Here is a 24350-nt window from a genome sequence, read left to right as displayed (position 1 = left end):
CTCGTCAAATCGATCAACTCGCCGTACCATCCGGCATGTTGGAGGGACGCACGAGTCAGGGGGGTCGGGTGAGCATGCCGGGGTTACAGCGCACTCTGGAGGAACGGGCGCAGGGTGCCGGGCTGGGGGGCGTTCGGCGGGTGCACCGGCAGTGGCGGAGTTGGAATGCCAGGTTGGCCGGGCTGGTCGGCGTCGCGACCGTCGTCGGCGCCGGGTGGCTGTACTCGTCCGGTCATTGGGTGCTCTGTCTGCTGGTGCCCCTCCTCGTCGTGGTCGCCGGACTCGCGTGGGCCTACTGGGCGCCGATCGCGACGCCCGACGGCCGCTGGCGGTTCGTCGTCTGCGAGAACGGGTTGCTGCTGTGGTCGGAGCGGAACGGCGAGCTCGCCGTGATCCCCTGGGACGCGGTCGAGGGCATCGAACCGGTGGGCTTCGGGGGCAGCGGGCGGCTGGAGTCCAGGCTGCTGTTCACCGCCGACGACGGGGTGCCCAGCGAGGTGTACGTCCCCACGGTCGGCGCCCGTGGCGACCTGTTCTCGGCCGTGCGGGCGCGTGGGCCCCAGCCGGTGCGGGTGGTCAGGCGGGTGGTGGTGTCCGGCGTCGTGGTGGCGGTCGTCGCGCTGTCGGCGTGGGTCGTGGTGGTGCCGCAAGTGGTCACCGCCACGGTGGACGGCCGGCCGGACGAGCTGGGCGGATTCGCCCGGGCCTGCGAGGGCGCCGGCGCCAGGTTCAGCGGGGCGGCTTACTACCGCGTCGACGGGCCGCGTCCTCTGGTGCTCTTCGACGTCGAGGAGAACGGCGAGGTCAAGTACGACATGACGTCCTTCTCCACCAGCGGCGCGGCCCGGACGAGCGCACAGGAGAAGGACGCCCCGGCCCCCGATCCGGGCGCGGTGCAACTCGTGGCGTGCCGCCACCCCGTCGGCCGGATGTCGGAGAGCCCCTTCAAGACCTGCACGTACACGGGCGGCGTCACGCTCGCCTACTACCAGGGCCGCTACCGGGTGGACGTCTACGAGTCCCGCACCCACCGCAAGGTCGGCAGCGTCGAGGTCGCCGGCGACGACAGCCCCGAGTGCCCCAAGATGGCGCGGATCGCCAAGGGGGACGAACGTGAGCGCACGACCGAGCCGACGTCGTATGAGACGGCCTTGGCTCCGTTCGTGACCGGGCCCCGGATGTGACCGGGTCACGTTCGTGACCAAGTCCCGTACGTGACCGAGTCCTGTACGTGACCAAGTCCCGTACGTGACCAAGTCCCGTTCATGACCGGGTGCCGGATGTGACCGGGACCCGTGAGTCACTGAATCTCGTACCTGACCGGCTCCCCGGCGCGGCGCCGGTCCAGCGGCGATGCCTGATGACGAAGCGGCCCCACCGCTCCCTCGGCGCGCCCGGCCCGTCGCCGTCCTGATGGGCAGGGGAGCAGGGGACGCTCACGGGAGCTCCAAGCGGACGCCGTAGTCGTGCAGCCATGTGTTCAGATCCAGGACGAGTTCGGCGGCGTAGCGCACGTCCTGGGCGGGGGTGCCGGCGTCGAGGGCGGTGCGGACGGCGGCCGGGTTCAGCAGGGCGTGGGCGGGAGCCGCGGTGTCGTCGGCGACGGCGGCGAGGGCGGCGCGCAGGGAACGGGTGTAGTGCGGGTCCTGGATGGTGGGGTACGGGTTCTTGGGGCGTTTGAGGACCGCTTCGGGCAGCAGGTCGGCGACGGCGGCGCGCAGCAGGCTCTTTTCCCGTCCGCCGAAGGTTTTCATGTTCCACGGGGTGTTGTAGACGTACTGGATCAGTTCGTGGTCGCAGAACGGCACGCGGACTTCGAGGCCGGTGGCCATGCTCATGCGGTCCTTGCGGTCGAGCAGCATCGGCAGGAAACGCGTCAGGTGGAGGTAGCCGATCTCGCGCATGCGGTGTTCGGGATCGCCGACGCCCTGCGGGCGCGGTGCTTGTGGGTGTGGTACTTCGGCGAGCGCCTCGCGGTACCGCTCGTGCCGGTAGCCGGGTAGGTCGAGGCTCGTCACCAGGGCGGGGTCGAGCAGGCGGGTGGACAGTGGGGCGTCGCCGAGGCCGGCCTCGGCGTAGACGCCGATGGCCGCGTGCCAGGGGAAGGTGTCGGCCCGAATGGTCCGCGGGTCGTGGAACCAGAAGTAGCCGCCGAAGAGTTCGTCGGCGCCCTCCCCGGACAGGGCGACCGTCGAGTGCGCGCGGACGGCCCGGAACAGCAGGAGCGCGGAGATGTCGAAGTCGCCGAGTCCGGAGGGCAGGTCGCGGGCGCGCAGCGCGGCGCGGCGGTGATCCTGGTCCATCAGGCCGGCGGTGGCCAGGGTGACGTCCGTGTGGTCGGTGCCGACGTGTTCGGCCAGGGCGCGCACGTAGGGCTGGTCGGAGTCGACGTGCAGGAGGTCGGGGACGAAGTCCCGTTCATGGTGGTCGAAGGTGACGGAGAAGGAGCGGACGGCGTCCCCCGCCGACCGTGGATGGAACCCCGCCGACCGTGGACGGGACCGGGTGCCGTCCCCCGCCGACCCCTGGTGAGACGGGGTGCCGTCCCCCGCCGCCTCCGCGTGGGAGCGGGCGGCGAGGGCGGTGAGGGCGCTGGAGTCCAGTCCGCCCGACAGCAGGGAGCACAGGGGGACGTCGGCGACGGTCTGCCGGGTGACGATGTGTTCCAGCATGCGGCGCACGGTGGAGACGGTCGTGGGCAGGTCGTCGGGATGTTCCCGGGCGTGCAGGGCCCAGTAGCGCTCCTCGCGGACGCCCGCGCGGCCGACCTTGACGAGGTGACCGGGCCGTACCTCCCGCATACCGGCGTAGACGGCGTGACCGGGGGTCTTGACCAGGGAGAGCAGTTCGCGCAGCCCGTCGGCGGTGACGGCCGGGGCGACGGCCGGGTGGGCCAGGAGCGCTTTGGGTTCGGAGGCGAACAGCACCGTGGCGGCGCCGGTACGGCAGTAGTACAGGGGTTTGATGCCGATGCGATCGCGCACCAGGAGCAGTTGTTGGGCGGACGGGTCCCACAGCGCCAGGGCGTACATGCCGTTCAGGCGGGTGACGAAGCGTTCGCCCCAGGCCAGGTAGGCGCGCAGGACGACCTCGGTGTCACTGGCGGTGCGGAACCGGTGGCCGCGGGCTTCCAGTTCGCGGCGCAGCTCGCGATGGTTGTAGACCTCTCCGCTGTAGGTGAGGACGGCGAGCGTGCGGTCGCCGTCGGTGACGCTCATCGGCTGGCCGCCGCCCGGGATGTCGATGACGGCCAGGCGCCGGTGGCCCAGTGCCGCGTGCGGGCTCACCCACTCGCCTTCGGCGTCCGGGCCTCGGCACCGCATGGTGGCGGTCATGGCGGCGAGGGCGGCGCGCTCCACGCCGCCGGTCAGGTCGCGGTCGTAGGCGACCCAGCCGGTGATTCCGCACATGGTGTTGTCTCCGTCGGGGGGTGGGGGTGTGGGGTGTGGGGGGCGGGCGTTGATGGCATGTCAGTGCTGTTGCAGTGCTGTTGCAGTGCTGTTGGTGGCAGTTGACGGCGGTTGGCGGCTTGACGACGCGAGATCGTGCCCCGCGGCCGGGACGTGGCCCACGGCCGGGACGCCCGGCGGGCAGGGGATCGAGGGCGCTGGGAGACGGCGGACCGGCGGACGGGTCAGGCCCGGGTGAAGACGAGTACGGCGTTCTGCCCGCCGAACCCGAACGAATCGCTGACGACCGCCTCCATGCGGTGCGCGCGGGGCGTGCCGGCGACGACGTCGAGGTCGATCCGCGGATCGAGGCGGGCGAAGTTGGCGACGGGCGGGATGAGCTGGTGCTGCAACGCCAGGACGCTGCACGCGGCTTCGATGGCTCCGGCGGCGCCGACCCCGTGTCCCAGCGCGCCTTTGTTGGCGGTCACCGGTGGGGGGTGGGCGAAGGCCCGGTTCAGGGCGCGGGCTTCGTAGAGGTCGTTGAAGAGGGTGGAGGAGCCGTGGGCGTTGACGTGGTCGATGTCGTCGGGGCGCAGTCCCGCGTCGTCCAGGGCGGCGCCGACGGCGGCGATGGCGCCCTTCCCCTCCGGGTCCGGGGTGGTGGGGTGGTAGGCGTCGGCGGAAGCGCCGTAGCCGGACAGCCAGGCGCGCACCGCGGCCCGGCGGCTCCGGGCGTGCTCGGCTTTCTCCAGGACGAGGACGGCGGCGCCCTCGCCCAGCACGAAACCGTCGCGGTCGGCGTCGAAGGGCCGCGAGGCGCCCGGCGGGTCGTGGCGCCGCCGGGAGAGCACCGACATCCGCGCGAAGCACAGCGCCACCAGCGCGGAGGCACGCGGTGACTCGGCCCCGCCCGCCAGTACGACGTCACAGCGGTCGGCGGCCAGCAGGTCCTTGGCCACCCCCAGAGCGCTGGCCCCCGAAGCGCAGGCGGTGGACACCACCAGGTTCGGGCCGGCGACGTCGAGGTCCATGGCGATCTCGCCGGACGCCATGTTGGGGATGGACCGCGGCAGGGACAGCGGGGAGACCGCGCGCAACCGGCCGCGCAGCAGCTTCTCCACCTCGTCGGGCCAGTGCTCCATGCTGGCGGCGCCCACCCCCATCACCACGCCGACGCGCCGGCGGTCCCACCGCCCGGGCGTCAGGTGGGCGTCGACGACCGCCATCCGGGCCGCCACCACGGCCATCTGGATGAAGCGGTTGGTCCGCCACGCGATCTTCTGGACGCTGCCCAGGCCGAAGGCGGGCACACGGCAGGAGAAGTCCACCGGCATGTCGGTGAGGGCGGGGTCGAGCAGCGCGGTCGAGCGCGCCCGGCACAGGCAGTCCCACATCGCCCGCTCCCCCGTACCCGCCGGTGTGAGCAGCCCCAGGCCGGTGACGGCCACGGGGGCGGTCACGAGGTCCGACCTGTGGGCGGGACGGCGCGGGCGGTGGATGCTTCGCCTGTGGGCGCGTCGCTCGTGGACGCTCCATCGGTGGGCGCGTCCCCCGTGGCCGGAGCACCGGTGGGCGCGTCACCCGTGGCCGCTCCACCGGCGGACCCGCCACCCGTGGCCGCTCCACCGCTGCCGGGCAGGCACTGTTCGAGGACGGCGCAGACGTCGGCGAGCGTGGAGGTGGTGCTCAGCCGGTCCTGCGCGTCGTCGGACAGTTCGGCCCCGTGCTCGTCCTCGTAACGGGTCACCAGCTCCAGCAGGGCCAGGGAGTCCAGGCCCAGCGCTTCGAACGTCGTGTCGGGCGTGGCGGTGCCTGGGTCGATGTCGAAGGACCGCTCCAGTTCGCCGACCACCTGTGGGAAGAGGCTGCTCGTCATGTGGCGCTCCTTACGGGTGGAAGAAGGGGCATGCCGACGCACTGTGGGCGACGGCCGTGTGCGGGAGCCCGGGCTCCGGGTCGGTGCGCGGGAGGGGCCAGGAGACCGGCAGGTGGCGCAGTCCGCGGACCACGAGGCTCTTGTGGTGGGCCGGTGGTGCCGCGCGCAACCGTGGCGGGCAGGCGGCCAGGACGGTCAGCGCGCGGTGCGCGGTCAGCCGGGCCAGGGCCGCGCCCAGGCAGAAGTGCGGCCCGGCCCCGAAGGACAGGTGCCGGACGCGGGGTGGTGCCGGGGGCGGGCCCGGCCGGGCGAGGTGGCGGCCGGGGCGGAAGGCCTCGGGGTCGTCGAAGACCTCCGGGTCACGGTTGGCCGCCCCGAGCAGCGGCAGCACGACGGTGCCGCGCGGGACCGGCAGCCCGGCCACGTCCGCGTCGCACACCGCGGCGCGCGGCGCGACCTGGACGGGTGGCTGGCAGCGCAGCGCCTCTTCCACCACCGCGCCCACTGTCCGCGGATCGCGGGCCAGGGCCCACCCGTCCGCCTCCGGGAGCCGTCCCAGTTCCTGGACGGCGTACGACAAGAGGCCGACCGTCGTGTCGAACCCGGCGCTCAGCAGCAGGCTGCACGTGGTCACCAGTTCCCGGATGTCGGGCAGGCGGTCACCCGGCCGGTGCAGCAGGGCGCTCACCAGGTCGTCGCGCGCGGTGCCGCGCCGCGCCCGCGCCTGGCGGCCGAAGAAGCGGACGAGCCGGAAGCGGGCCCGGGCGGTGGCTTCCTCCGTGGCCCGGTCCTCGGAGGTCCGTTCCTCCTCGGCCTGGTCCTCTGCGCTTCCTTCCTCCGTGGTCCGTTCCTCCCCGGCCTGGTCCTCCACGACCTGTTCCTCTGCGGCCTGGTCCTCCACGGCCTGTTCCTCTGTGCTTCCTTCCTCCACGGTCCGTTCCCCCGTGCTCCGCGCCGGTTGGTCCAGGCCGTGGATGACCAGCCGGGCGTCGTGCCGGAAGGCGGCACGTTCCTCGGCCGGCACCCCCAGCACGTCGCTGATGACCGCCATCGCCAACGGTTCGGCGAAGTCACCGACGAAGTCCCCTTGGCGCCCGGCGCAGCCGCGCGCCAGGCCGGTGCTGTAGCGGGTGACGTCCTCGCCGAGCGCCTGGACCCCGCGCGCGCCGAAGCGGCCCGCGACCTGCCCGCGCAGCCGGGTGTGCTCCGGGCCGTCCAACTGGAGGAAGGACCGCGCGGGCACCCCCAGCAAGGTCGGGTCGTACAACGCGTCGGCGCCGTGGCCGAACCGCGGGTCGCGCAGCACTTGGGTACAGGCGGAGTGGCCCAGAACGGCCACGGCTCCGCCCGGCAATCGGTGCAGTGGAGCCCGGCGGTGCGCCGGGGTGAGATACCGGTGGGGGTCCGCGAGGAATTCCGGGTCGTCCATGTCCGCCCCCAGGAAGCGCGCCAGTTCCCGCACCGCAAGGCGGATCCGTCCCTCGTCATGTGCAGGCATGTCGCCTCCAGCGGGCGCGTATCCGGGATGGACCGATGTACGACGGGTAGCCATGGGCAGTCGGCATCAGGGCGGTCGGAAAGCGGGTGGGACCGGGGAATCCGCTCGGTCGGGAACCCGCTCACTCGGTCGGGAACCCGCTCGGCCGGGAATCCGACTCGCCCGGTAACCCGACTCGACCGGGAAATCCCCGCGACCGGGGAGCCGATCCGAATCAACCAGGAAAAGGAATGTCGCCATGAAAACGTTCATGTACGGTGCGGCCATGCGCTGGGCCGACATGAACGCTTACGGAATCGTCGGCGATGCGGCCATGGTGTCCTACGTCGAAGACGCGCGAGCCGCCTTCATCCGGCACATCGACGAAGCGACGAAAGGGCGGGAAGACCGGGAGGGCCCGGGGCCGCAGCTCGTCCATCTGACCCTCCGCCAGCGCATCGACTACCTCAAGCCCCTGCGATGGCAGGCGCGGCCTCTGACGGTGTCCCTGAGCGTGCTCCGCATACGACTCGCGGCCTTGGAAATGCTGGCCACCGTCGGCCCCGTGGACCGCCCCTTCGCCCGAGCACGCGTCTTGACGGTCTGCTGGCACAACTCGCGACGACGCCCCCACTTGATCACCCCCTTTCAGCGTGACTCGCTGATGGAATACCTGGCGCCCGAACCGCCATGACCGCACGGCGATAACCACACGGTGATAACCGCACGGCGATAACCGCACAGCGGTAACCGCACCGCGCCCCGGCGCGCCCAGCCCGCCGGCAACAAGAAATCGCCGCGCGACAATAGCGACAATCAAGGAAGGGAAATCAAGGAGAAGATTCCGATCCGCCCTGAATCCGTCCGAACCGACATCCACTCCAAAGAAAGCATTTCCATTTTTCGCATCAACATGACCAATGGAATCAGCGTAATGACAACGAGTGATGTTTAGATCTGGAGTTCGACGTTCGGCGGTCCGAGGCCGAGCTTCGGGGGCAGGCATCCAGACCGGCCGCCCCTCAGGTCACGGCGCGCGGCGCCCAGCCCTCGCCCACCCCTCCCCTCATCTTCACCTTTCGAAGAAAATCGGTCATCCTGCGCCCCCGCACGTGTCAGTTCCCCACATCGGGGAACGGCAAGTCGACAGGAACAGAAGCCGGCCGCAGGCGCGCCCGCGGCCAGGGGAGGCAGGTAATGACAGAGGCCGATGCGGCCGACACGGTGGACGAACGGCCTGTGCGCCCTGCTCCGGAGGCGCTCGCCAAGACCCTGGCCACCCTGGGCACCGGTGCCTACGCGGCGGACGACCAGGGCTGCGTCATCGCCGTCAACGCCCGGGCGGAGGAACTGCTGCTCAGGTCTGCCGCGGAACTCGTCGGCCGGGACGCGCACGATCTGCTGCACCGCAACCGCCGCGGGGAGCCCGTCCCGCGGACGCAGTGCCGGATCCGGGAGACCTCGCTGGCCAGACGTACCGACCAGGGGACGGGCGAGTGGATGGAGCGCGGCGACGGCTCCCTGTTGCCGGTGTCGTGGCTGATCACGACCTGCGACACCGGTGACGGTTCCATGGCCACCCTCGTGGTCTTCCACCCGATCGACGACGCCGAGCCGGCCACCACCGCCCTCTCCGAACGGGAGCGGCTGGCGCTGCTGGCCGAGACGACCACGCTGCTGACCTCCACCCTGGACGTCGACGAGGCACTGCGCCGACTGGTGAGCCTGGTGGTGCCGCGCCTCGCGGACTGGGCCGTCATCGACCTGATCACCGAGCGCGACGAGGTGGTGCGCTCCGCCGTCGTCCACGCGGAGAACGACAAACTGGTGGAACGGGAAGACCTTCAAGGGCCGATGCCGCCGGTGCCTCAGGAGTCCCCGATGCCCCTGTCCCGCGCGCTGCGCGGCGCCGCCTCCTCGCTGGCCGGGCCCGAGACCTACCAAGGGCCACCGGACTCGGGGATCGCGGTCGAGCAGCGCCATCTGTTCAAGGCCACCGGAATGCACTCGGCGGCCATCGCCCCCATCCGCGGCCTGCGGGACGTGCTGGGGGCCCTGACGCTGGGCCGTGCCGAACGACCGGAACGCTTCACGGCGAAGGACATCGCCCTGCTGGAGGACATCACGCGGCGGGCCGGGCTGGCCCTGGACAACGCCCGCCTCTACCAGCAGCAACGCAAGGTCGCCGAGACCATGCAGCGTCATCTGCTGCCCCAGTTGCCGCGCGTCCCAGGGCTGGGCATGACCGCCCGCTATCTCCCCGCGCCCGACGCCTCGCAGGTCGGCGGCGACTGGTACGACGCCTTCACCCTCACCGACGGCACCACGGCCCTGGCCATCGGCGATGTCGTCGGCCACGACCTGGACGCCGCGGCCGGCATGGCCCAGCTGCGCAACATGCTCCGCGCCCACGCCTGGTCACGGCAGGAGTCCCCGAGCAAGATCGTCGAGTGGCTGGACGACACCTCGTTGCGCATCGCCGAGGTCTCCATGGCCACGATGGTCTTCGCCCGGATGACCGAGGACGATGACGGGCAGTTCACCCTGACCTGGACGAACGCCGGCCACCCGCCGCCCCTCCTCGTCACCCATGAAGGCGTGACCCACTACCTCACCGACGGCCACGGCATCCTCCTCGGCACCGCAACCCACGAGCCGCGCCCCAACGCGACCCTGACCCTGCCGCCCGGGTCCACCCTCCTGCTCTACACCGACGGCCTGGTCGAATCCCCGGGCCACTCCATCGACAAAGGACTGGACCGACTGCGCCAGCACGCCGCGGCCCTGGCCCACCGCCCCTTGGAATCCTTCACCGACCGCCTATTGGAGCGGACCCGCCCGGCCGACAACGAGGATGACGTCGCCCTTTTGGCCATACGCGTGCCCGGCTGAGTCCGAAGGCCGGGTGGGGGCTTCGGTGTGCTTCGGTGCGCTTCGGTGTGCTTCGGTGTGCTTCGGTGTGCTTCGTTGTGCTTCGGTGTGCTTCGGTGCTTCCCGTCGGCATCGCAGAGTGCTGACGAGCGTCCGCGAGCGCTCACTAGCGCCGCTGAGGCCGCGCGGGTGCCTGCGGCTGGGACGGTGCCGCGCCGGGTGCCCGCGGCCAGGTGGTGTCGCGCCCCGCCGCCGGGTCTTTGGTTCACCGACCGGCGGGGCGCCACGGGGACGTGCGGGTGGAGTCAGCGGCGACGGCCGCGAGGCGCGGTGCAGCCGCACCCGGCGGGCGCCCCCGACTTGATCGCGTAGTAGGTGGGAGCCACCTGCCGGCCGCATTGCCGGCAGATGGCGGGCCACGGCTCGTGGAGGCCCGGGCAGGGAACGAGCGGGGCCAGCCCACGGGCGTGCATGACCTGCTCGGCGGCGGTGACGGCGGCCCGGGGCGCCTCGGCGGCCGGGACGGGTGGCGGGGGCGGCCATTGCGCCGGTCGCGGCGGCGGTGGCAGGACGGGCGCGTCCGGCGGCAAGGCGGGGGCCGCCTGGGGGAGGGCCGGCGGCGCGGGTGGCAAGGCCGGGGGAGCTGGTCGCGGGACGGGGGCGCTCGGAGGCGGCGCCGGGGCCTCGGGTGGCGGCGTCAGGGCCTCGGGTGGCAGAGCCGGGGGCTCCGGGGGCAGGGCGGGAGCGCCCGAAGGCGGGGCCGGGGCCTCCGGTCTCGGGGCGGCAGGAACCTCCGGCCTTGGAACGGGTGCACCTGAAGGGGGCACAAGATGCTCTGGCGGCAGAGCCGGAGCCTGTGCCGGCGGAGCCGGGACCACCGGCGGTGAGGTCGGGGCGGGGCCGGGCACGTCCGCCGGTATCGGCACAGGTCCTGGTATATCTGCGGGTATCGGCACAGTCGCCGATATCGACTCCGAACCCGACGCGTCCGCCCGTATGGACGCGTCGTCCGCTTCCCGGCCGACAGGAGCGCCGACAGGAGCGGGGTACACGGGGGTCACCTCGTCCTGGTCGTACTCCGTGCGGCAGGCCGTGCAGCGCAGCACCGGATACGTGTACGCGGCGGGCACGCCGTCCTCGTCGCCCTCCCACCGGAGGACGCCTTCGGCACAGCGGGGGCAGGGGGTGACGGGCGTGCGCCGCTTCATCCATCGCATTGTGTGATCTTGTCTCTCGCACGGGACCAGGAAAAGACGCGATCGCAATCGTGACCTTGCGGGCCGCTCACAGATGATCGTCGTCACGTCGGCGCACCGACGCGACCGATGATCGTCGTCACATCGGCGCACCGACGCGACCGATGATCGTCGTCACATCGGCGCACCGACGCGACCGATGAGCGGTGACAGCGGGACAGGAGACGGCCGCGCGGGCCCGTTCGTCAGAGTCATCCCCGAAGAACGGACCCGGAACGGACCCGCGCGTCCGGCCCCACCGCCCCATCCCCGCTTCGCGAGCGTCCCACGACGGCGCGGGCCACGGCTCCCGGACCGTCCCCTCCCCCGTCGGACGCGGCCCCCGCGCGTCACGAGTACCGCGTCACCAGCCCCCGCCGACGGAAGGCGGCCAGCATCCGGCCCAGGAAGACCAGGGCCAGCACCAGCAGCACCGCCGTGCCACCGGCCGCCAGCCCCAGCTCACGCCACGGCATCCCCTGCCCGGAGGCCAGCGCGCGGCCCGCCGCGAAGGCGTGGGTGGTGGGCAGCACCTCCGCCACCGGGCGCAGCACACCGGGCAGCGTGGACACCGGATAGAACACCCCGGACAGCGGCATCACCACCGACAGCGCGCCCCAGGCCAGCGCCTCGGCCCCGCTGCCGTAGCGCAGCACCAGGCCGACCACCGCCAGCGCCACCGCCCAGCCGCACGCCAGCAGCAGCGCCGCGACCGGCAGCAGCCCCACGCCCAGCGTCGTCACGTCGAAGGTGTACGCGGCGAAGGCGAGCGCGGCCACCGCCAGGGTGCTCAGCGCCGTACGAACCAGGGCGAACAGGCCGATCCCGGCCAGGTACTCCCAGCCCCGCAGCGGCGTGGCGAGCAGCCCCAGCAGGTTGCGCGACCAGGTCTCCTCCAGGAACCCGGTGGCCAGCGAGATCTGCGTCTGATGCACCAGGTGCCACAGGACCGTGCCACTGAGCAGGAACACCGCGACGGCCGTACCGGTGCTCCGCGCCCCGGCCGCGTCCGCGGCCTGCGCGGCGAACAGGCCGATCGAGCCGTAGAGGAGGGTGTCCACGACCGGCCACACCAGGACGTCGAAGAAACGATGCGGACTGCGGCGCAGAACGTGCCAGTGCCGCCGCGCCACCGCGCCGACACGGTGCGCGCTCGCGGACACCGGGCCACGCAGCCCGCCGTGCGGCGAGGACGGCGGCCCGGCGGGCACGGCCCGGCCGTCGCCGGCGGGCGCGATCCGGCCGTCGTCGGTAGCCGAAGCGGCCAGGCCGTCACCGGTAGTGGAGGCGCCCCGGCCATCACCGGCAGCGGAAACGATCCGGCCATCACCGGAAGCCGAAGCGCTCATGCCGCATCCGTCCCGGATCGGGCCCGCTGTGTCCCAGACCCAGCCCGCTCCGTCCCGGCCCCGGCTGCCTCCGTCCCGGCCCCGGCCCGCTCCCGCGCCAAGTGCAGGAAGACGCCTTCCAGGTCCTGCTGCCGGTACCGCCCGGCGATCTCCCGCGGCGTGCCGTCGGCCCGTACCCGGCCGGCCGCCAGGAAGACGACCCGGGCGCACAGCCGCTCCACCTCGGTCATGTCGTGGCTGGTCACCAGCAGTGCGGTGCCCTGTTCCGCGGCCAGTTCCAGCAGTCCGGTGCGCACCCGCAGCGCGACGTCCGGGTCCAGCGCGGCGCTCGGTTCGTCCAGGACCAGCAGCCGGGGCGCGTGCAGGGTCGCCTTGGCGATGCCGACGAGGGTGCGCTGGCCGCTGGAGAGTTCGGTGCCGATGGCGTCGGCGAGGTGGCCGATCCCGAACCGTTCCAGGGCCGCCGCGACCGACGCCTTCGGCGCGCGCAGCCCGTACAGATCGGCGTACAGGCGCAGGTACTCGCGGACCTTCAGCCGGTCCGGCAGCGGCAGGTAACCCGCCACGAAACCCACGCCCCGCATGGCGGCGGAGCGCGCCGCGGGCAGCCGGTGGCCCAGGACGGTCACCTCCCCGGCGTCCGGTTCGACCGCGCCCAGGCACATCAGCAGCGTGGTCGTCTTGCCCGCGCCGTTGGGCCCGAGCAGGCCCACCCGTTCGCCCTCGTGGACGACGAGGTCGACACCGTCCACGACCCGGCCGCGCCGGTAGTCCTTCACCAGGCCGCGAGCCTGGAGGACCGGCCGGGGGCTCACGACGGATCCCCGGGGGACGCGAGCGGCGCGAGGGACCAGACGCGCTCGGCACGCAGCGGGCCGGAGCGCGCCGCCAGGCTGCCGTGATCGGCGGCGAGCGGCGCGAGCTGGGAGGCGTAGCTGAGGACGGCCGCGCGCTTGCGGGCCCACTGCTCGTCCGTCAGCGACAGCTCGTACGCCACGGTGGTGCGGTAGCGGTGGCGTACGTCCTGGTAGGCCAGGCCGTAGGTTTCGTTGCCGCACAGCGCGTCGTCGGCGCCGTCGGTGGCCCACTCGGGCAGGTGCCCGGTGTAGGGCAGGTCGGCGTAGATCAGCGGCAGCGGCGCGCCGAGTTCGGCCAGCACGCGCAGCGCCCGGTCACGCACTTTCCCGTGGTCGTGCTGGTTGGTGCCGAGGGGGAGCAGGACGGTGGTCTCCGGCGGCAGCGTGCGCAGGTAGGCGTCGATGCCGGTCAGTTCCTCGCCGTCGCCGTACGGGCCGTCGGGGTGGTCGAGCACCACCCGCCGGACGCCGAGCAGTTCGCAGGCCCGGGCGTCCTCTGCCAGCCGGGCGCCGTGCGCCTCGGCGGCGGTGGAGAAGCCGCAGGTGCTGTCCCACCAGGAGACGGGGCGGCCGGGCGCGGGGGCGCCGCCGTACACGGTCACGACGGTGACGGGGCCGGGCAGGATGGGGATCAGGCCGCCCAGGGAAAGCGCGGCGTCGTCGAAATGCGGGGAGAGGATGACGGTGCGGGGCGGGGTGGGATCAGACATCGCGAGCTTCTCTCGTACGTACGTCAAGGGGCGGTAGGTAAGGGGCGAGCATCGGGGGAATTCGGACGTTCATAAGGGGGCGTCCGGACGTTCGTCACTGGACGTGCGTCAAGGCATCGGAACGGCAGGGACCGGACCGACCGGAACGGAAAGACGGCCCACCGCATCGGGGGCCAGATACGGGCCGAGCGCCGCGTCCCACTCCGCGTCGTCGCCCTCCCAGCGGCCGGGGGCGGCGGCGACGGTGCCCCAACCGATGTCCGGCGGCAGGGTGTCGGCGTCCGGCGGCGGCGTGCGGCGCAGCCAGTACAGGTCGAAGCGGTGCCCCGGGTGCTGGGCCGCGATCACCGCGCGCAGTCGGCGCAGGTCCCGCGCGGTCAGCTCGTCGAACGCGTCGTGGTGCACGTACAGGACCCGCGCACCGGACCCGGCGAGCGCCCGCCAGCGGTCGGCCAGCGCGGCGAACTTGGCGCGCACGGCGGGCAGTTGCTCGTCGATGTCCGCCTGGGTGAGCGGGGTTCCCGGGACGGCCGGACGGAAGTCGTGGAAGAAGCGGATGTCGGCGCCCCGGTCGAGGGCGCACAGGCCGTCGCTGAACGGTTCGACGAGGCCCGGGCGGAGCACCTGGGCGAAGTCCGCCTCGATGGTCTCGACCACCGACTCGAAGTCCAGGTCCAGCCAGTCGAAGAAGTGCGCGCGGTCCCGTCCGGTGATGCGGCGTATCTGGTAGGTGGACTCGCAGTGGTAGCCCAGGCCGACACAGGCGTCGTACCCACCGCCGAGGCTTCCTCCGTCACCAGCCCTGACGATCCCGGTCGTGACCGGCCCTTTCGTAACGAGCCCTTTCGTGACGAGCCCGGTCATGACGCGACTCCCCTCACCCGCGGCCGACCACTCCGACCACTCCGACCACTCCGATCGCGGCCCGCGAGCAGTTCCGCGGCGGCGGTGGCGTTGGCGAGCCCGGCGCCGCGGGTGAGCAGCGTCGGCGGCGCGTCCGGCGGCAGCGGGAGGCCGAGGCCCATCTCGACGGTGATCAGGTCCGGGCGGCGGGCGCGCAGCGCCTCCAGCGTGGCGAGCTGCCAGGGATCGCGGGCGGCGTCGCGGACGACCACCGCGAGCGGCCCGCCGGAGGGCAGCGGAATGTCCGCCGCGTCGGTGCCGTGTGCGACGTCCAGCGCGGAGGCGAGCGCGTCCAGGTCCTTCAGCGCCGCCGCCGGACCCCAGGGAGCCTCCCCCACCGCCAGGTTGACGTGCGCCGCCAGCCGCACCGTGTGCACGGGGCGCCCGGTGGCGGGCGGCAGCGCGTGCGCCAGCAGCGCCCGGCGCGCCGCGACGAGCCCGACGGCGTCCACGTCCGCGTCCATGTCCTTGGCCGCGCCCGTGCGCCCCGGCACCGGCAGGCGCCCCGGCACCGGCCGCCCGGTCGGATCGGCCCAGGCACGCAGCGCGGCGACCCGGGCCGCGGCCTCCTCCAGCCGGTCCGCCGAGAGCGTGCCGTCGCGCAACGCGGCGGCGACCGCCTCGTGGATCTGTGGCAGCAGCTCCTCGCCGTCGGTCGCGCCGAGCAGGACGAGGTCGGTCCCGGCGGCCAGCGCGGCGACCGCGGCCCCGCCGTACCCCCAGCGGTCCACGATCGGCGCCATCTCCAGCGCGTCGGTCATCACCACGCCCTCGTGGCCCAGCTCCTCGCGCAGCAGTCCGGTGACGACGCGGCGGCTGAGCGTCGCGGGCAGGTCGTCGAGGAGGCCGAGCCGGATGTGTCCCGTCATCACCACTTTCGCCCCGGCCGCGATCCCGGCCGCGAACGGGGGCAGCTCGACGGCGGACAGCGCCGCCAGGTCCCGTGGGATGTCCGGCAGAGCGCTGTGCGAGTCGGTACGGGTGTCACCGTGCCCGGGGAAGTGTTTGAGGGTCGCCGCGACGCCGTACTCCTGGAGCCCGCGCACCGCCGCCGCGGTGTGCCGGGCGACGACGTCGGGCCGGTCGCCAAAGGAACGGACCCCGATGATCGGGTTGTCCGGACGGGAGTTGACGTCCGCGCAGGGCGCCAGGCACAGGTTGACGCCCGCCGCCAGCAGGTCGCGGGCGATGGCGGCGTTGACCCGCAGGGTCAGCGCCGGGTCGTCCACGGCGCCGAGCGCGTGGTTGCCCGGGTAGACGCTGCCGCGGTGGTAGTCGAGGCGGGTGACGTCCCCGCCCTCCTCGTCCAGCGCGATCAGCAGGTCGGGCCGGACGGCGCGCAGCGGGTCGGCGATCTCCTCACGGACCGACCCCGAGGCGGCCGGGAAGTTCGTACCGAACAGCCCCACTCCCGCCAGCCCCTGGTCCAGGGCCCGCAGAATCCATTCGGGGGGCGTCCGGCCCGCGTAGGCAGGCATCAGACAGGCGTTCACCAGAGAGACGGCAGCACGCATCGGCAGCCTTCCGTGAGGGGGCGGGGGTGGGGCGGTGCCGTGCCGGGGAAAGCGCTCATCAGCGCTTTCCCCGTACGCGCCCCCGTTCCGTACGGGTTTCACGCGCGGGACGGGGCGGGGCGGACCGGGCAGCGGGGACGCGTGCGAAACGGCACGGCGGGAGCTCGGGAAAGGGGGAGGGAGAGGGAGAGGGAGAGAAGGGGAAACCTGCGGACGAGGACGGGAAATGAGGAAGGCAGACGAGGACGTGAGGCGAAGACGGAGGACGAGGACGGGAACCGTACGGCCGCCCGGTAGGCCCGTCGGCGGCGCCCGCACGGGGGTCGGATCCGGGAGCTCCGGCCGTCTCACCGCCCGGACACCACCGACTCGTCACCATCGGGCACCACCGGCTCGTCACCATCCGGCACCACCGACTCGTCACCATCGCGCACCATCAAGCCGGGCCCGCCCACCGGCGCGGGCACCGACGCGGGCACCGCGTGGGAACGGGCACCTCGTACGGCTCAACACCTCGTACGGATCAACGCCTCGCACGGCTCAAGCAGCGGCACGCCGCAGCAGCACCCCGGTGCTCCCCCGCTTGCTCAGATAGGCGCGGCCTCCGCAGACCGTCTCCACCGAGGGGGCCACCAGCGGCACTTCCTCGGCGACCCGCCACACCGCGCTCCCGGCCAGCCAGGGACGCACCCGGCTCTCCAGTGCCTCCGGCTCCAGCGCGAGGAAGAGGAGATCGGTGGGCAGGGCGTCGAGCAGCGACAGGTCCTGGTCGTAATACAGCATTTCGATCAGGAGGTAGCCGGCGGCGCGGGAGCCGGATTCCTTCGCCAGCTCGGCAAGGTCCTCGGAGCCGATCGTCACGCCTTCCGCGCCGCCCAGCGCGGCGCTCAGCCGGGACCGGAAGTGCGCGTTGGGCTCGGTGGCGTGGACAAGGTGCCCCTGAGCCGCCAACCGCGACGTCAAGGCCCCTTCGCAGGCGCCGACTTCCACCACCGGCCCCGTGGCGGGAGGGCAGTGCCGCAGCACCCACGCGGCGGTGGCGTCCAGCCGCCGCGCTTCGTACGGGGAGTCGTGGAACTCCCACGGGTCGGCGACCAGCGCCGCCTCGTCGTCCAGACTCGCGAGCAGGGCGAAGAGGCGTTCCCGTTCCTCGGCGTCGGCGGCGAAGAACCGTTCGATGGCGGGAATACGGGGCGTCTGCACCACGAACTCGGGCGACGCGGCAGTGAGCAGGTGCTCGCAGGCGCCGTTGACGAAGTCGAGTTTCGCCGCGATCCGCGCGCGGTCCAGCGGCCGGTCCAGGTCGCTGACGAACTGGAGGTAGGGCGAGTACCCGACGGCGTGCCACACCTCGAACGGCGCGGACGTGCCGGCATCCGGGTCTTGCGGTGGCGCGCAGGCGAGGGCGGTGTCCCGGCCGACCCGGCCCCGGCTGCGGCGGTTGTCGGCGGGAGAGTGGGTCCAGACGCGGGCGGGCCGCCCGGCCGCGGCCCGGCGTATCAGGTCGGCGAGCACGGCCGGGCCTGGGGAGGCGGCGCGTTCGTCGATCGGGCCCACCCGCGACGCGAGCGGGGCGAGCCGTTCGGCGGCGTCGGCACCTGCGGGCAGGACGCAGGTCTCGGCACGTTCGGCGATCACTACATGGACATCGTTGTCACCGAGATGACCATCACGGTCACCGCTGGTGTCGAGAAGGACGGAGAGGAAGTCGAGGACGGCGTCCTCGACCCGGAGTACCACCACGACATCGATCACGGACGGTCCCAGGGGCAGAGCTGGCAAGGGGGTGGGGGGCTGAGCGGGGCGAACGTGCGGTCCGGGCAGCACTGCCCGGCCGTGGACGGAACGGCGTCGCACGGTGCGCCCGTCCGAGAGGACCATAACGGTCAGACCTGCCGTGGTCCAGACCAGTTGATCGTCGACTTACGGTCGTCCGCCCTGCTGAAAGCCGGATCCCGGCCGATCGGTCCGTGCGGGGAACGGACCCGCCGTCCGCGCGAGGACGGGCCCCCATCCCCGCCTCGCTCCCGCCCGTAGGTTCCCCTCGGCTACCGCTCAGCACCCCGAACGCGTCAGGAGACGAGGCGGTCCAGTTCCTCACCGATCGCCGCACGCACCGCATCGTGCCGCGGGCCGAGCGCGTACTCCTCGTCGCTCCACCGCGCGCGCGGGTACAACCACACCGGCCGCCCCACGAGATCGGCGGGCTCCCAGTCGAACCGCGGCCACGCATGCGCGTGGAGGAAGGGGTCGGTGTTCCCCAGGATCTCCAGATTGACCCGCCGGAAGGCCGGGTCCAGCCGCCTACAGGCGCGTTCGACGGCCTCCCCCAGCGCGTCCATGACGGACAGGAACGCCAGCCGCCTGCTCTTCGGGAGCTCCGAAAGCCGCTGCACCGAAGGGTCGTCCACCAGGAGCACCGAGTACCCCGGCAGGAACTGCACGTCCCCGATCACCGCGAACGCCGCCTCCAGCCTCCGGAGGACCGTCGGGTTTTCGCCCCGGAGCGCACTGCCGATCCGGTCCTCGCGCCAGTCACCAGTCATGGCCAACGACCGTACACACCCCCGGTCAGGGCGGGCCGCGCGCATTCCGCGCTCGTCACCGACGGCAGGGTGCCGTGCCCCGGCCTCAGGGAATAGCCCCATAGGAAGGACTCCGCGGTGTGGACTCCTGTCGCTCTTTCCCCGCGCACCGCACCGATGTCTCTTCCCTCCTCTCCCTCCTCACCGAAGGCCCAGGAGGTCGACGCATGTTTCCCAGGCAGGCGCACGCCAGACAGCACCGCAGCCGGCGCGCGGGAGCGTGGTCGGCGTCCGGTCCCGTCCCCGTCCCCGTTTCCGTCCCTGTCCCCGTTCCCGAGACCGCCGGAAGGGTCGGAACCGCCGGAAGGGAACGCACCGCGCGGCCGGGCGCGAAGACCCGTCCCGAGCCTTACGACGCCGTCGTGCTCGCCGGAGGGCGCGCGCGGCGGCTGGGCGGGGCGGACAAGCCCCTGGTCCCGGTCGGCGGCAGAACGCTGCTCGATCACGCCGTGCTGGCGTGCTCCGGGGCGCGGACGACGGTGGTGGTGGGGCCGCCCCGGCCCACCCTCCGGCCGGTGCGGCACGTACGGGAGGAGCCGGTTCACGGCGGGCCGCTGGCGGCCCTGGCGGCCGGCATGCGCGCCGTGGACACGCCGCTGGTCGTGGTACTGGCGGCGGACCTGCCGTTCGTGCGGCGGGAGGCGGTCGAGCAGTTGCCGGCGCAGGTGGTGGAGTCGGGCGCGGACGGGGTGGTGATGTGGGAGACGCAGGGCCGGGACAACCCGCTGTTCGCCGCCTACCGCGCCGACGCCCTCCGTCGCGGGATCGCGTCGCTGACCGAGCGGTACGGGGCGTTGACCGGGCTGCCGATCCGCTCGCTGACGGGCGGTCTGGCACTGCGGTACGTGCCGGACGTCCACGGCGTGTCGTTCGACTGCGACACGTGGGAGGCGGTCGCCCTGGCCCGGGCCTGCCTGGCCGCGGGGCGGCGGTGCGAAGGCCCGGGACCGAACGGCTCCCGCGCGGAGCTGTGGGCAGCGGTGCCGGACGGGTGACCGGCGGGCCGGCGGGTCCGGTGGTCCCTCGTCCCCTGAGCGCGCGCCCGTGGGACGAGGCCGTCCGCTGGTCGGCCAAGGTCGCGAACAACGACCGGGACGAAGTGGTGCCGTCCCAGTGGCCCTTCAACCGCCGCCCGTCGAAGGCGGTCAGCTCGGAGGCATCGGTCCGGAGCTGGTCGAAGACGATCGCGTCGTGCCGCACCGTGGTGCCGTTCTCCTCGGCGTGCAGCCCCAGAGCGTAGTTGGATCCGGCCACGACCTGATTGGCCAGGGCGGTGACACATCGCACCCGCAGGTGGCGGCTCTGCTGGGCGAAAGTGTCCTCGATGATCCGGACGAGCCGGAAGACGGCTTCGGTCTCCTTGGCCACCTCCAGCCGCGTCCAGCCGCCGGGGGCGTGGAGACCGGCATCGAGACCACCACGCCCGTCTCCCGCCACCAGTCCGGCGTCAGCCCCTGTGGCGTGTTCGACCCGTGCGGCAACTCGTTCATACGACGAAGCTGCTGGTTGCGGCGTGTCGCACGCATGCCCGGTTGACGATAAATGCAAGGATATGTGCCAGTTTCACGGCAACCGTTGCGGCGGACTCCGAGGCCCGCCGGTCCGATCCCTTTGCTTTTCCCCTCTCCCCCACCCCCGCCCCATGTCCTCACCGGAACGGAGTGACGATGTCCACGGCCGAGCGGATGCTGCGCGCCCACCCCGAAGAGCCGGGGCACGTCGAGCGGGGTTTGATCGCCGCCTGTGTGGAGCGGTGTCTCGTGTGTGCGCAGGCGTGTACGGCGTGTGCGGATGCCTGTCTGTTCGAGGAGCGGGTGGCGGAGTTGCGCGTCTGCGTGCGGACGGATCTGGACTGTGCGGACGTCTGCGAGGCGACGGCCCGGGTGCTGTCCCGCGGAGCCGTCGGCGGCCCGGTCCGGCGGGCCGCCGTGGAGGCGTGCGCGGCGATGTGCCGTGCTTGTGCGGACGAGTGCCGGCGGCATGCGCAGGCCCACGAGCACTGTGCCGTCTGCGCCGAGGCGTGCCGGAGCTGCGCGCAGGCGTGCGCGGAGCTGCTGCGGGCACTGGGCTGACTGCCTGCCCGTCAGCGCTGTCCGTGCGTGACGCGCGCCTGACCGGGGAAGGGCAGGGAACGCGCCCGGCCGGGGAAGGCCAGGGAAACGCGCCCGGCCGGAGGAAGGGCAGGGAACAAGCCCGGCCGGGGAAGGCCGGGGAACGCGCCCGGCAGCGAAAGGCCGGGCAGAGCGGGGCCCCAGTCACCCGCTCCACCCGGCACCACCACCGATCCCACCCCCGTCCCGCAGGCCCGCCGTCACCCCACCCGAGGCACGTCCCCCACCCGAGGCACGCCCCCGCCCACGAGCCCTGTCCCACCCGCGAACCCCAGGTGGGACAGGAACAGGTGCGGAACCGCAGGGACAGAACCGCAGGTGCAGAACCGTAGGTGCAGAACCGTAGGTGCAGAACCGTAGGTGCAGAACCGCGGGGACAGCACCGCAGGGACATGACTGCCGTACCGGGCGACCTCCGGCCGAAGCCATCGTCACCCGCGCACCGCGAGCGCCCCTCAACGACGCGACGGCGCCCTCATCCGACGCGACGGTGCCCCGTCTCTAGGCGGCGGCGTCGCCCTCCTCGTCGGTCGGCGCAGGTCCGTCCTGCCGGTGCCAGTCGCGGATGAACGGGCCGAGGGCGTCCATGATTTCTTCGTGGCAGTCCAGGACGCTGCCGTGCCCGGCGCCGGGGATGACGACCACGCGACCGTCCGGCAGCCGGCGCGCGGCCAGGAACGCCTGGTACACGGGGAACTCGAAGTCGGTCAGGCCCCAGATGATCAGCGTGGGCACCCGGATGTCCGGGAGCCTGCCGGTCAGGACGTGGCGTTGACCCATCGGGCCGCCGTTGAGCTGGACGGCGCGCAGCGAGGTCCGCAGGAAGGTCCGGGAGTGGGACATCCGCAGCTGGGTGGCCCAGATGTGGCACCGGACCCGCCAGGGCTGCCGGGTGATCAGCGCGTAGGTGAGGACCCGGCCGATGTCCCAGCCTGGCAGGCTGAGCAGGTTGACGAGCGCTTCGCCGATCGGCGGGGGGATCAGGGCCTCCGCGATGAGCAGCGGGTTCATCGCGCGTCCGAGCCCGGCGGAGTCGATGAGCACCAGGCGGGAGACCCGGTGCGGGTGGGCCAGGGCGAGTTCTCCGGCGTACAGGCCGCCGAGGGAGTCGCCCACCACGGCGACGCATTCCACCTCCAGTTCGTCGAGGAAGGCGGTGATGAACGACACCATCGCGTGGTGCTCCGGCTCTTCCAGCGGGCTGGTGTCGCCGTAACCCGGCAGCGCCAGAGCGATGACCCGGTGGGTGGTGGACAGGTCGTGCATGGTCCGCCACCAGGTCCGGGGGGTCGCGGTGTTGCCGTGGATGAGGAGGACGGCGGGCCCCTGGCCGGCCTCGAAGTAGAGGGTGGAGTGGCCCTGCACGGTGACCCGGTGCCCGGCCCGTTCGGGCCGGCGGATGGGGAGAGTCGGTGTGGGGAACGGGAACATGTCTTCCTCTTCTCGGTTGGGTTCTTCCTCGGTCACGGTGCGGGGTCGCGGGGGGGTGCGGGGGTCGCGGGAGTCGCGGGGGGGCGTGCTGTCGGCGGAAGGCGAAGGTGGACGGCCGGCCGCTTGGAGTTCGGCGCGGGGACGGGGACATGGACGGGCACACGGACAGGGACACAGACGGGGACACGGACAGGGACGGGGACACGGACGGGGACAGGGACAGGGACGTCCTCAGCGGCGGGCCCGCGTCCCGGGCCGACGGGGACGTCGTCAGCGGCGGGCGTACCTCCCCGGTGCCGGATCCCCGGCCGGGTAGCGGTCGTTGCCCATGGGCGGCGGGGAGATGCGGTCGCCGGACCGTTCGGCCAGCCAGTCGGCCCACGCCTGCCACCAGGACAGGCGGTGGTGCCGCGCGGAGGCGAGCCACTGATCGGAGTCGGACGGGAGGGGGCCGGGGAGGGACCAGTGGGCCGCCTTGGGGCACGGCGGGTTGACGACTCCGGCAACGTGGCCTCCGGAGGAGAGGATGAAGCGGACGTCTCCGGCGAGCCTGCGGGCTCCCTGGTAGGCGGACCACCAGGGGACGAGGTGGTCGTTCTGGGCGGCGACCACGAAGACGTCCTCGTGGCAGTGGTCCAGGCGCAGGAGGCGCCCTTCGGTGGTGAGCGTGCCCGCGGCCAGTTTGTTGCCGAGGAAGAGGTCGTGGACGTACTCGTGGTGGGCGTCGGCGGGGATGTCGGTGACGTCGTTGTTCCACGACAGCAGGTCGAAGGCGGGGGGTCGTTCTCCCATCAGCCAGGTGCGGACGAAGTGGTGCCAGAACAGGTCCTTGCCGCGCAGCAGGTCGAAGAGCAGGGCGAGGGCGTGCCCGTCGATCCGGCCGCGTTCGCCGGTGAGGCGTTCCGCGTCGGCGATGGTGGCCTCGTCGCACAGGGCGCCCCAGACGCCCTTGTCCGCGAAGTCGATGTAGGTGTTGAGCAGGGTGGTGCTGCGGATGGTGTCGTCCTTGCCGGCCGCGAGCCAGGCCTGGAGCATGACCGCCAGCGTGCCGCCGTTGCAGACGCCCAGGAGGTTGACCTGGGGTGACCCGGTGATCTCCTGGGTCACCCGGCAGGCGGTGAGCAGCCCCTCGCACATGAAGTCCCCCAAGGTGACGCGGCCGAGGTCGCGGTCGGGATTGCGGTAGCTGGGGCAGAAGACGGTGTGCCCGTTGCGGACGGCCCATTCGACGAGGCTGCGGCCGGGGGCGAGGTCCAGCACGTAGTACTTGTTGATCCACGGTGGGCTGATCACCAGCGGGACGGCGTGCACGGTGGGGGTCTGCGGCTGGTACTGGATGAGCTCCATCAGGGGGGTGCGCAGGACCACCCGGCCGGGAGTGGTGGCCAGGTCGCGGCCCACGGTGAAGGCCGACGGCTCGACCTGGCGGGGGCGGCCGTGGTGGTGCGCGAGGTCGGCCAGGGCGGTCCGGACGCCGCGTACGAGGCTGGCGCCGCGGCTGCGCACGGCCTGGCGCAGGACCTCGGGGTTGCCCGGCACGGTGTTGGTCGGGGACAGGGCCTCCATCAGGAACTGGACGGCCAGGTGGGCCCGGTGGCGCTCCCGGCCGGAGAGGTTCGCGACGTCCACGAGGTCGTGTGCCAGCCGGTCACCGAGCAGGTAGAGCTGCTGCAAGAGGTGGAAGTAGCGGTGGGTGCGCCAGGCCTCGTCGCGGAAGCGCCGGTCGCCCTTGTCGGGCACGGCCAGCGTGGCGGACGGGTGATCGACGCCGTAGGCGAGGGTGGAGGAGGCGGCGGTCGCGCTGTCGCCCGCCGCTCGGAGGACGGCGTGGACGGCCTGGGGCCAGTGGTCGGCCAGGCCCTGCCGGACCGGCGCGAGGGAGGTGGCGAACCAGCGTGCCGCGAGCGCGGCCTGGCGTGCGGTGCGCGACAGGTGCGTGCCGGGCCGGGCGAGGAGTTCCCGGTCGTCGGCCGTGAAGAAGGGGTGGGGTGTCGATGTCACGCCGGACTCCTTCGGGCGGGGGTGGGCCTGGGGCGGAA

The 24350-nt window shown here is 72.8% G+C and carries 20 protein-coding genes; 6 read left to right on the top strand and 14 right to left on the bottom strand.

What is annotated here, in order from left to right:
- The first annotated feature begins 74 nt into the window (after positions 1–74).
- On the top strand, positions 75–1184 hold the full coding sequence (locus tag ABZX96_RS03060; protein WP_355536854.1) for a hypothetical protein: 1110 nt from the start codon (positions 75–77) through the stop codon (positions 1182–1184).
- A 252-nt stretch (positions 1185–1436) separates the two neighbouring features.
- Here the strand turns inward: ABZX96_RS03060 and asnB are convergent, their stop codons facing one another.
- From asnB to ABZX96_RS03040, 4 genes are all read right to left on the bottom strand, one after another.
- The gene (gene asnB / locus ABZX96_RS03055; protein ID WP_355536851.1) at positions 1437–3410 is read right to left on the bottom strand and encodes an asparagine synthase (glutamine-hydrolyzing); all 1974 of its coding nucleotides are present in this window, start codon (positions 3408–3410) and stop codon (positions 1437–1439) included.
- A gap of 224 nt (positions 3411–3634) precedes the next feature.
- The gene (locus ABZX96_RS03050; RefSeq protein ID WP_355536848.1) at positions 3635–4852 is read right to left on the bottom strand and encodes a beta-ketoacyl-[acyl-carrier-protein] synthase family protein; all 1218 of its coding nucleotides are present in this window, start codon (positions 4850–4852) and stop codon (positions 3635–3637) included.
- The gene (locus tag ABZX96_RS03045) at positions 4849–5268 is read right to left on the bottom strand and encodes an acyl carrier protein (RefSeq protein ID WP_355536845.1); all 420 of its coding nucleotides are present in this window, start codon (positions 5266–5268) and stop codon (positions 4849–4851) included. Before ABZX96_RS03045 ends, ABZX96_RS03050 begins: the two co-directional genes overlap by 4 nt.
- Positions 5269–5278: 10 nt before the next feature.
- On the bottom strand, positions 5279–6766 hold the full coding sequence (locus tag ABZX96_RS03040; RefSeq protein WP_355536842.1) for a cytochrome P450: 1488 nt from the start codon (positions 6764–6766) through the stop codon (positions 5279–5281).
- 238 nt (positions 6767–7004) lie between these two features.
- Here ABZX96_RS03040 and ABZX96_RS03035 point away from each other — a divergent pair, with 238 nt between their 5' ends.
- Both ABZX96_RS03035 and ABZX96_RS03030 read left to right on the top strand, forming a co-directional pair.
- Positions 7005–7439: a thioesterase family protein gene (locus ABZX96_RS03035; RefSeq protein WP_355536839.1), complete on the top strand. Its 435-nt coding sequence runs from the start codon at positions 7005–7007 to the stop codon at positions 7437–7439.
- A 503-nt stretch (positions 7440–7942) separates the two neighbouring features.
- A complete protein-coding gene (locus ABZX96_RS03030; protein ID WP_355536836.1) occupies positions 7943–9637 on the top strand; it encodes a SpoIIE family protein phosphatase in 1695 nt (564 codons plus the stop codon).
- 1564 nt (positions 9638–11201) lie between these two features.
- Here ABZX96_RS03030 and ABZX96_RS03025 read toward each other — a convergent pair.
- From ABZX96_RS03025 to ABZX96_RS02990, 8 genes are all read right to left on the bottom strand, one after another.
- The gene (locus tag ABZX96_RS03025) at positions 11202–12200 is read right to left on the bottom strand and encodes an ABC transporter permease (protein ID WP_355536833.1); all 999 of its coding nucleotides are present in this window, start codon (positions 12198–12200) and stop codon (positions 11202–11204) included.
- Positions 12197–13015: an ABC transporter ATP-binding protein gene (locus ABZX96_RS03020; protein WP_355536830.1), complete on the bottom strand. Its 819-nt coding sequence runs from the start codon at positions 13013–13015 to the stop codon at positions 12197–12199. The genes ABZX96_RS03025 and ABZX96_RS03020 overlap by 4 nt, the downstream gene beginning before the upstream one ends.
- On the bottom strand, positions 13012–13767 hold the full coding sequence (locus ABZX96_RS03015; RefSeq protein WP_355536828.1) for a PIG-L family deacetylase: 756 nt from the start codon (positions 13765–13767) through the stop codon (positions 13012–13014). Before ABZX96_RS03015 ends, ABZX96_RS03020 begins: the two co-directional genes overlap by 4 nt.
- 108 nt (positions 13768–13875) lie before the next feature.
- Entirely contained in the window at positions 13876–14631 is a 756-nt protein-coding gene (locus ABZX96_RS03010) for a DUF1796 family putative cysteine peptidase (RefSeq protein ID WP_355536825.1), read from the bottom strand.
- Entirely contained in the window at positions 14628–16184 is a 1557-nt protein-coding gene (locus ABZX96_RS03005; RefSeq protein WP_355536822.1) for a glycoside hydrolase family 3 N-terminal domain-containing protein, read from the bottom strand. The genes ABZX96_RS03010 and ABZX96_RS03005 overlap by 4 nt, the downstream gene beginning before the upstream one ends.
- 347 nt (positions 16185–16531) lie before the next feature.
- The gene (locus tag ABZX96_RS03000; RefSeq protein WP_355536819.1) at positions 16532–16663 is read right to left on the bottom strand and encodes a hypothetical protein; all 132 of its coding nucleotides are present in this window, start codon (positions 16661–16663) and stop codon (positions 16532–16534) included.
- A 61-nt stretch (positions 16664–16724) separates the two neighbouring features.
- Positions 16725–17939 (bottom strand): hypothetical protein, encoded by a 1215-nt coding sequence (locus ABZX96_RS02995; protein WP_355536816.1) that lies wholly within the window; start codon positions 17937–17939, stop codon positions 16725–16727.
- 317 nt (positions 17940–18256) lie between these two features.
- Positions 18257–18730, bottom strand: a complete 474-nt coding sequence (locus ABZX96_RS02990) for a diadenosine tetraphosphate hydrolase (protein ID WP_355536813.1) — start codon at positions 18728–18730, stop codon at positions 18257–18259.
- A 401-nt stretch (positions 18731–19131) separates the two neighbouring features.
- Between ABZX96_RS02990 and ABZX96_RS02985 the strand changes: the two genes are divergently transcribed.
- The 3 genes from ABZX96_RS02985 to ABZX96_RS02975 all read left to right on the top strand — a co-directional run bounded on the left by ABZX96_RS02985 (position 19132) and on the right by ABZX96_RS02975 (position 20841).
- On the top strand, positions 19132–19764 hold the full coding sequence (locus tag ABZX96_RS02985; protein WP_355536810.1) for a molybdenum cofactor guanylyltransferase: 633 nt from the start codon (positions 19132–19134) through the stop codon (positions 19762–19764).
- A gap of 118 nt (positions 19765–19882) precedes the next feature.
- Positions 19883–20305, top strand: coding sequence for a hypothetical protein (locus tag ABZX96_RS02980; protein ID WP_355536807.1), 423 nt, complete (start codon positions 19883–19885; stop codon positions 20303–20305).
- A 131-nt stretch (positions 20306–20436) separates the two neighbouring features.
- The gene (locus ABZX96_RS02975) at positions 20437–20841 is read left to right on the top strand and encodes a four-helix bundle copper-binding protein (protein WP_355536804.1); all 405 of its coding nucleotides are present in this window, start codon (positions 20437–20439) and stop codon (positions 20839–20841) included.
- Between the two features lie 540 nt (positions 20842–21381).
- Here the strand turns inward: ABZX96_RS02975 and ABZX96_RS02970 are convergent.
- Together ABZX96_RS02970 and ABZX96_RS02965 are read right to left on the bottom strand one after the other, a co-directional pair.
- Entirely contained in the window at positions 21382–22311 is a 930-nt protein-coding gene (locus ABZX96_RS02970; RefSeq protein ID WP_355536801.1) for an alpha/beta fold hydrolase, read from the bottom strand.
- 270 nt (positions 22312–22581) lie between these two features.
- Positions 22582–24312: an alpha/beta fold hydrolase gene (locus tag ABZX96_RS02965; protein ID WP_355536798.1), complete on the bottom strand. Its 1731-nt coding sequence runs from the start codon at positions 24310–24312 to the stop codon at positions 22582–22584.
- Between the last annotated feature and the right edge of the window lie 38 nt (positions 24313–24350).

The sequence above is a fragment of the Streptomyces sp. NPDC003077 genome (genome assembly GCF_040611095.1).
Taxonomy (GTDB): Bacteria; Actinomycetota; Actinomycetes; order Streptomycetales; family Streptomycetaceae; genus Streptomyces.
The sequence above is the reverse complement of the archived record's forward strand: the minus strand, read 5'-3'. Positions and strand labels throughout refer to the sequence as shown.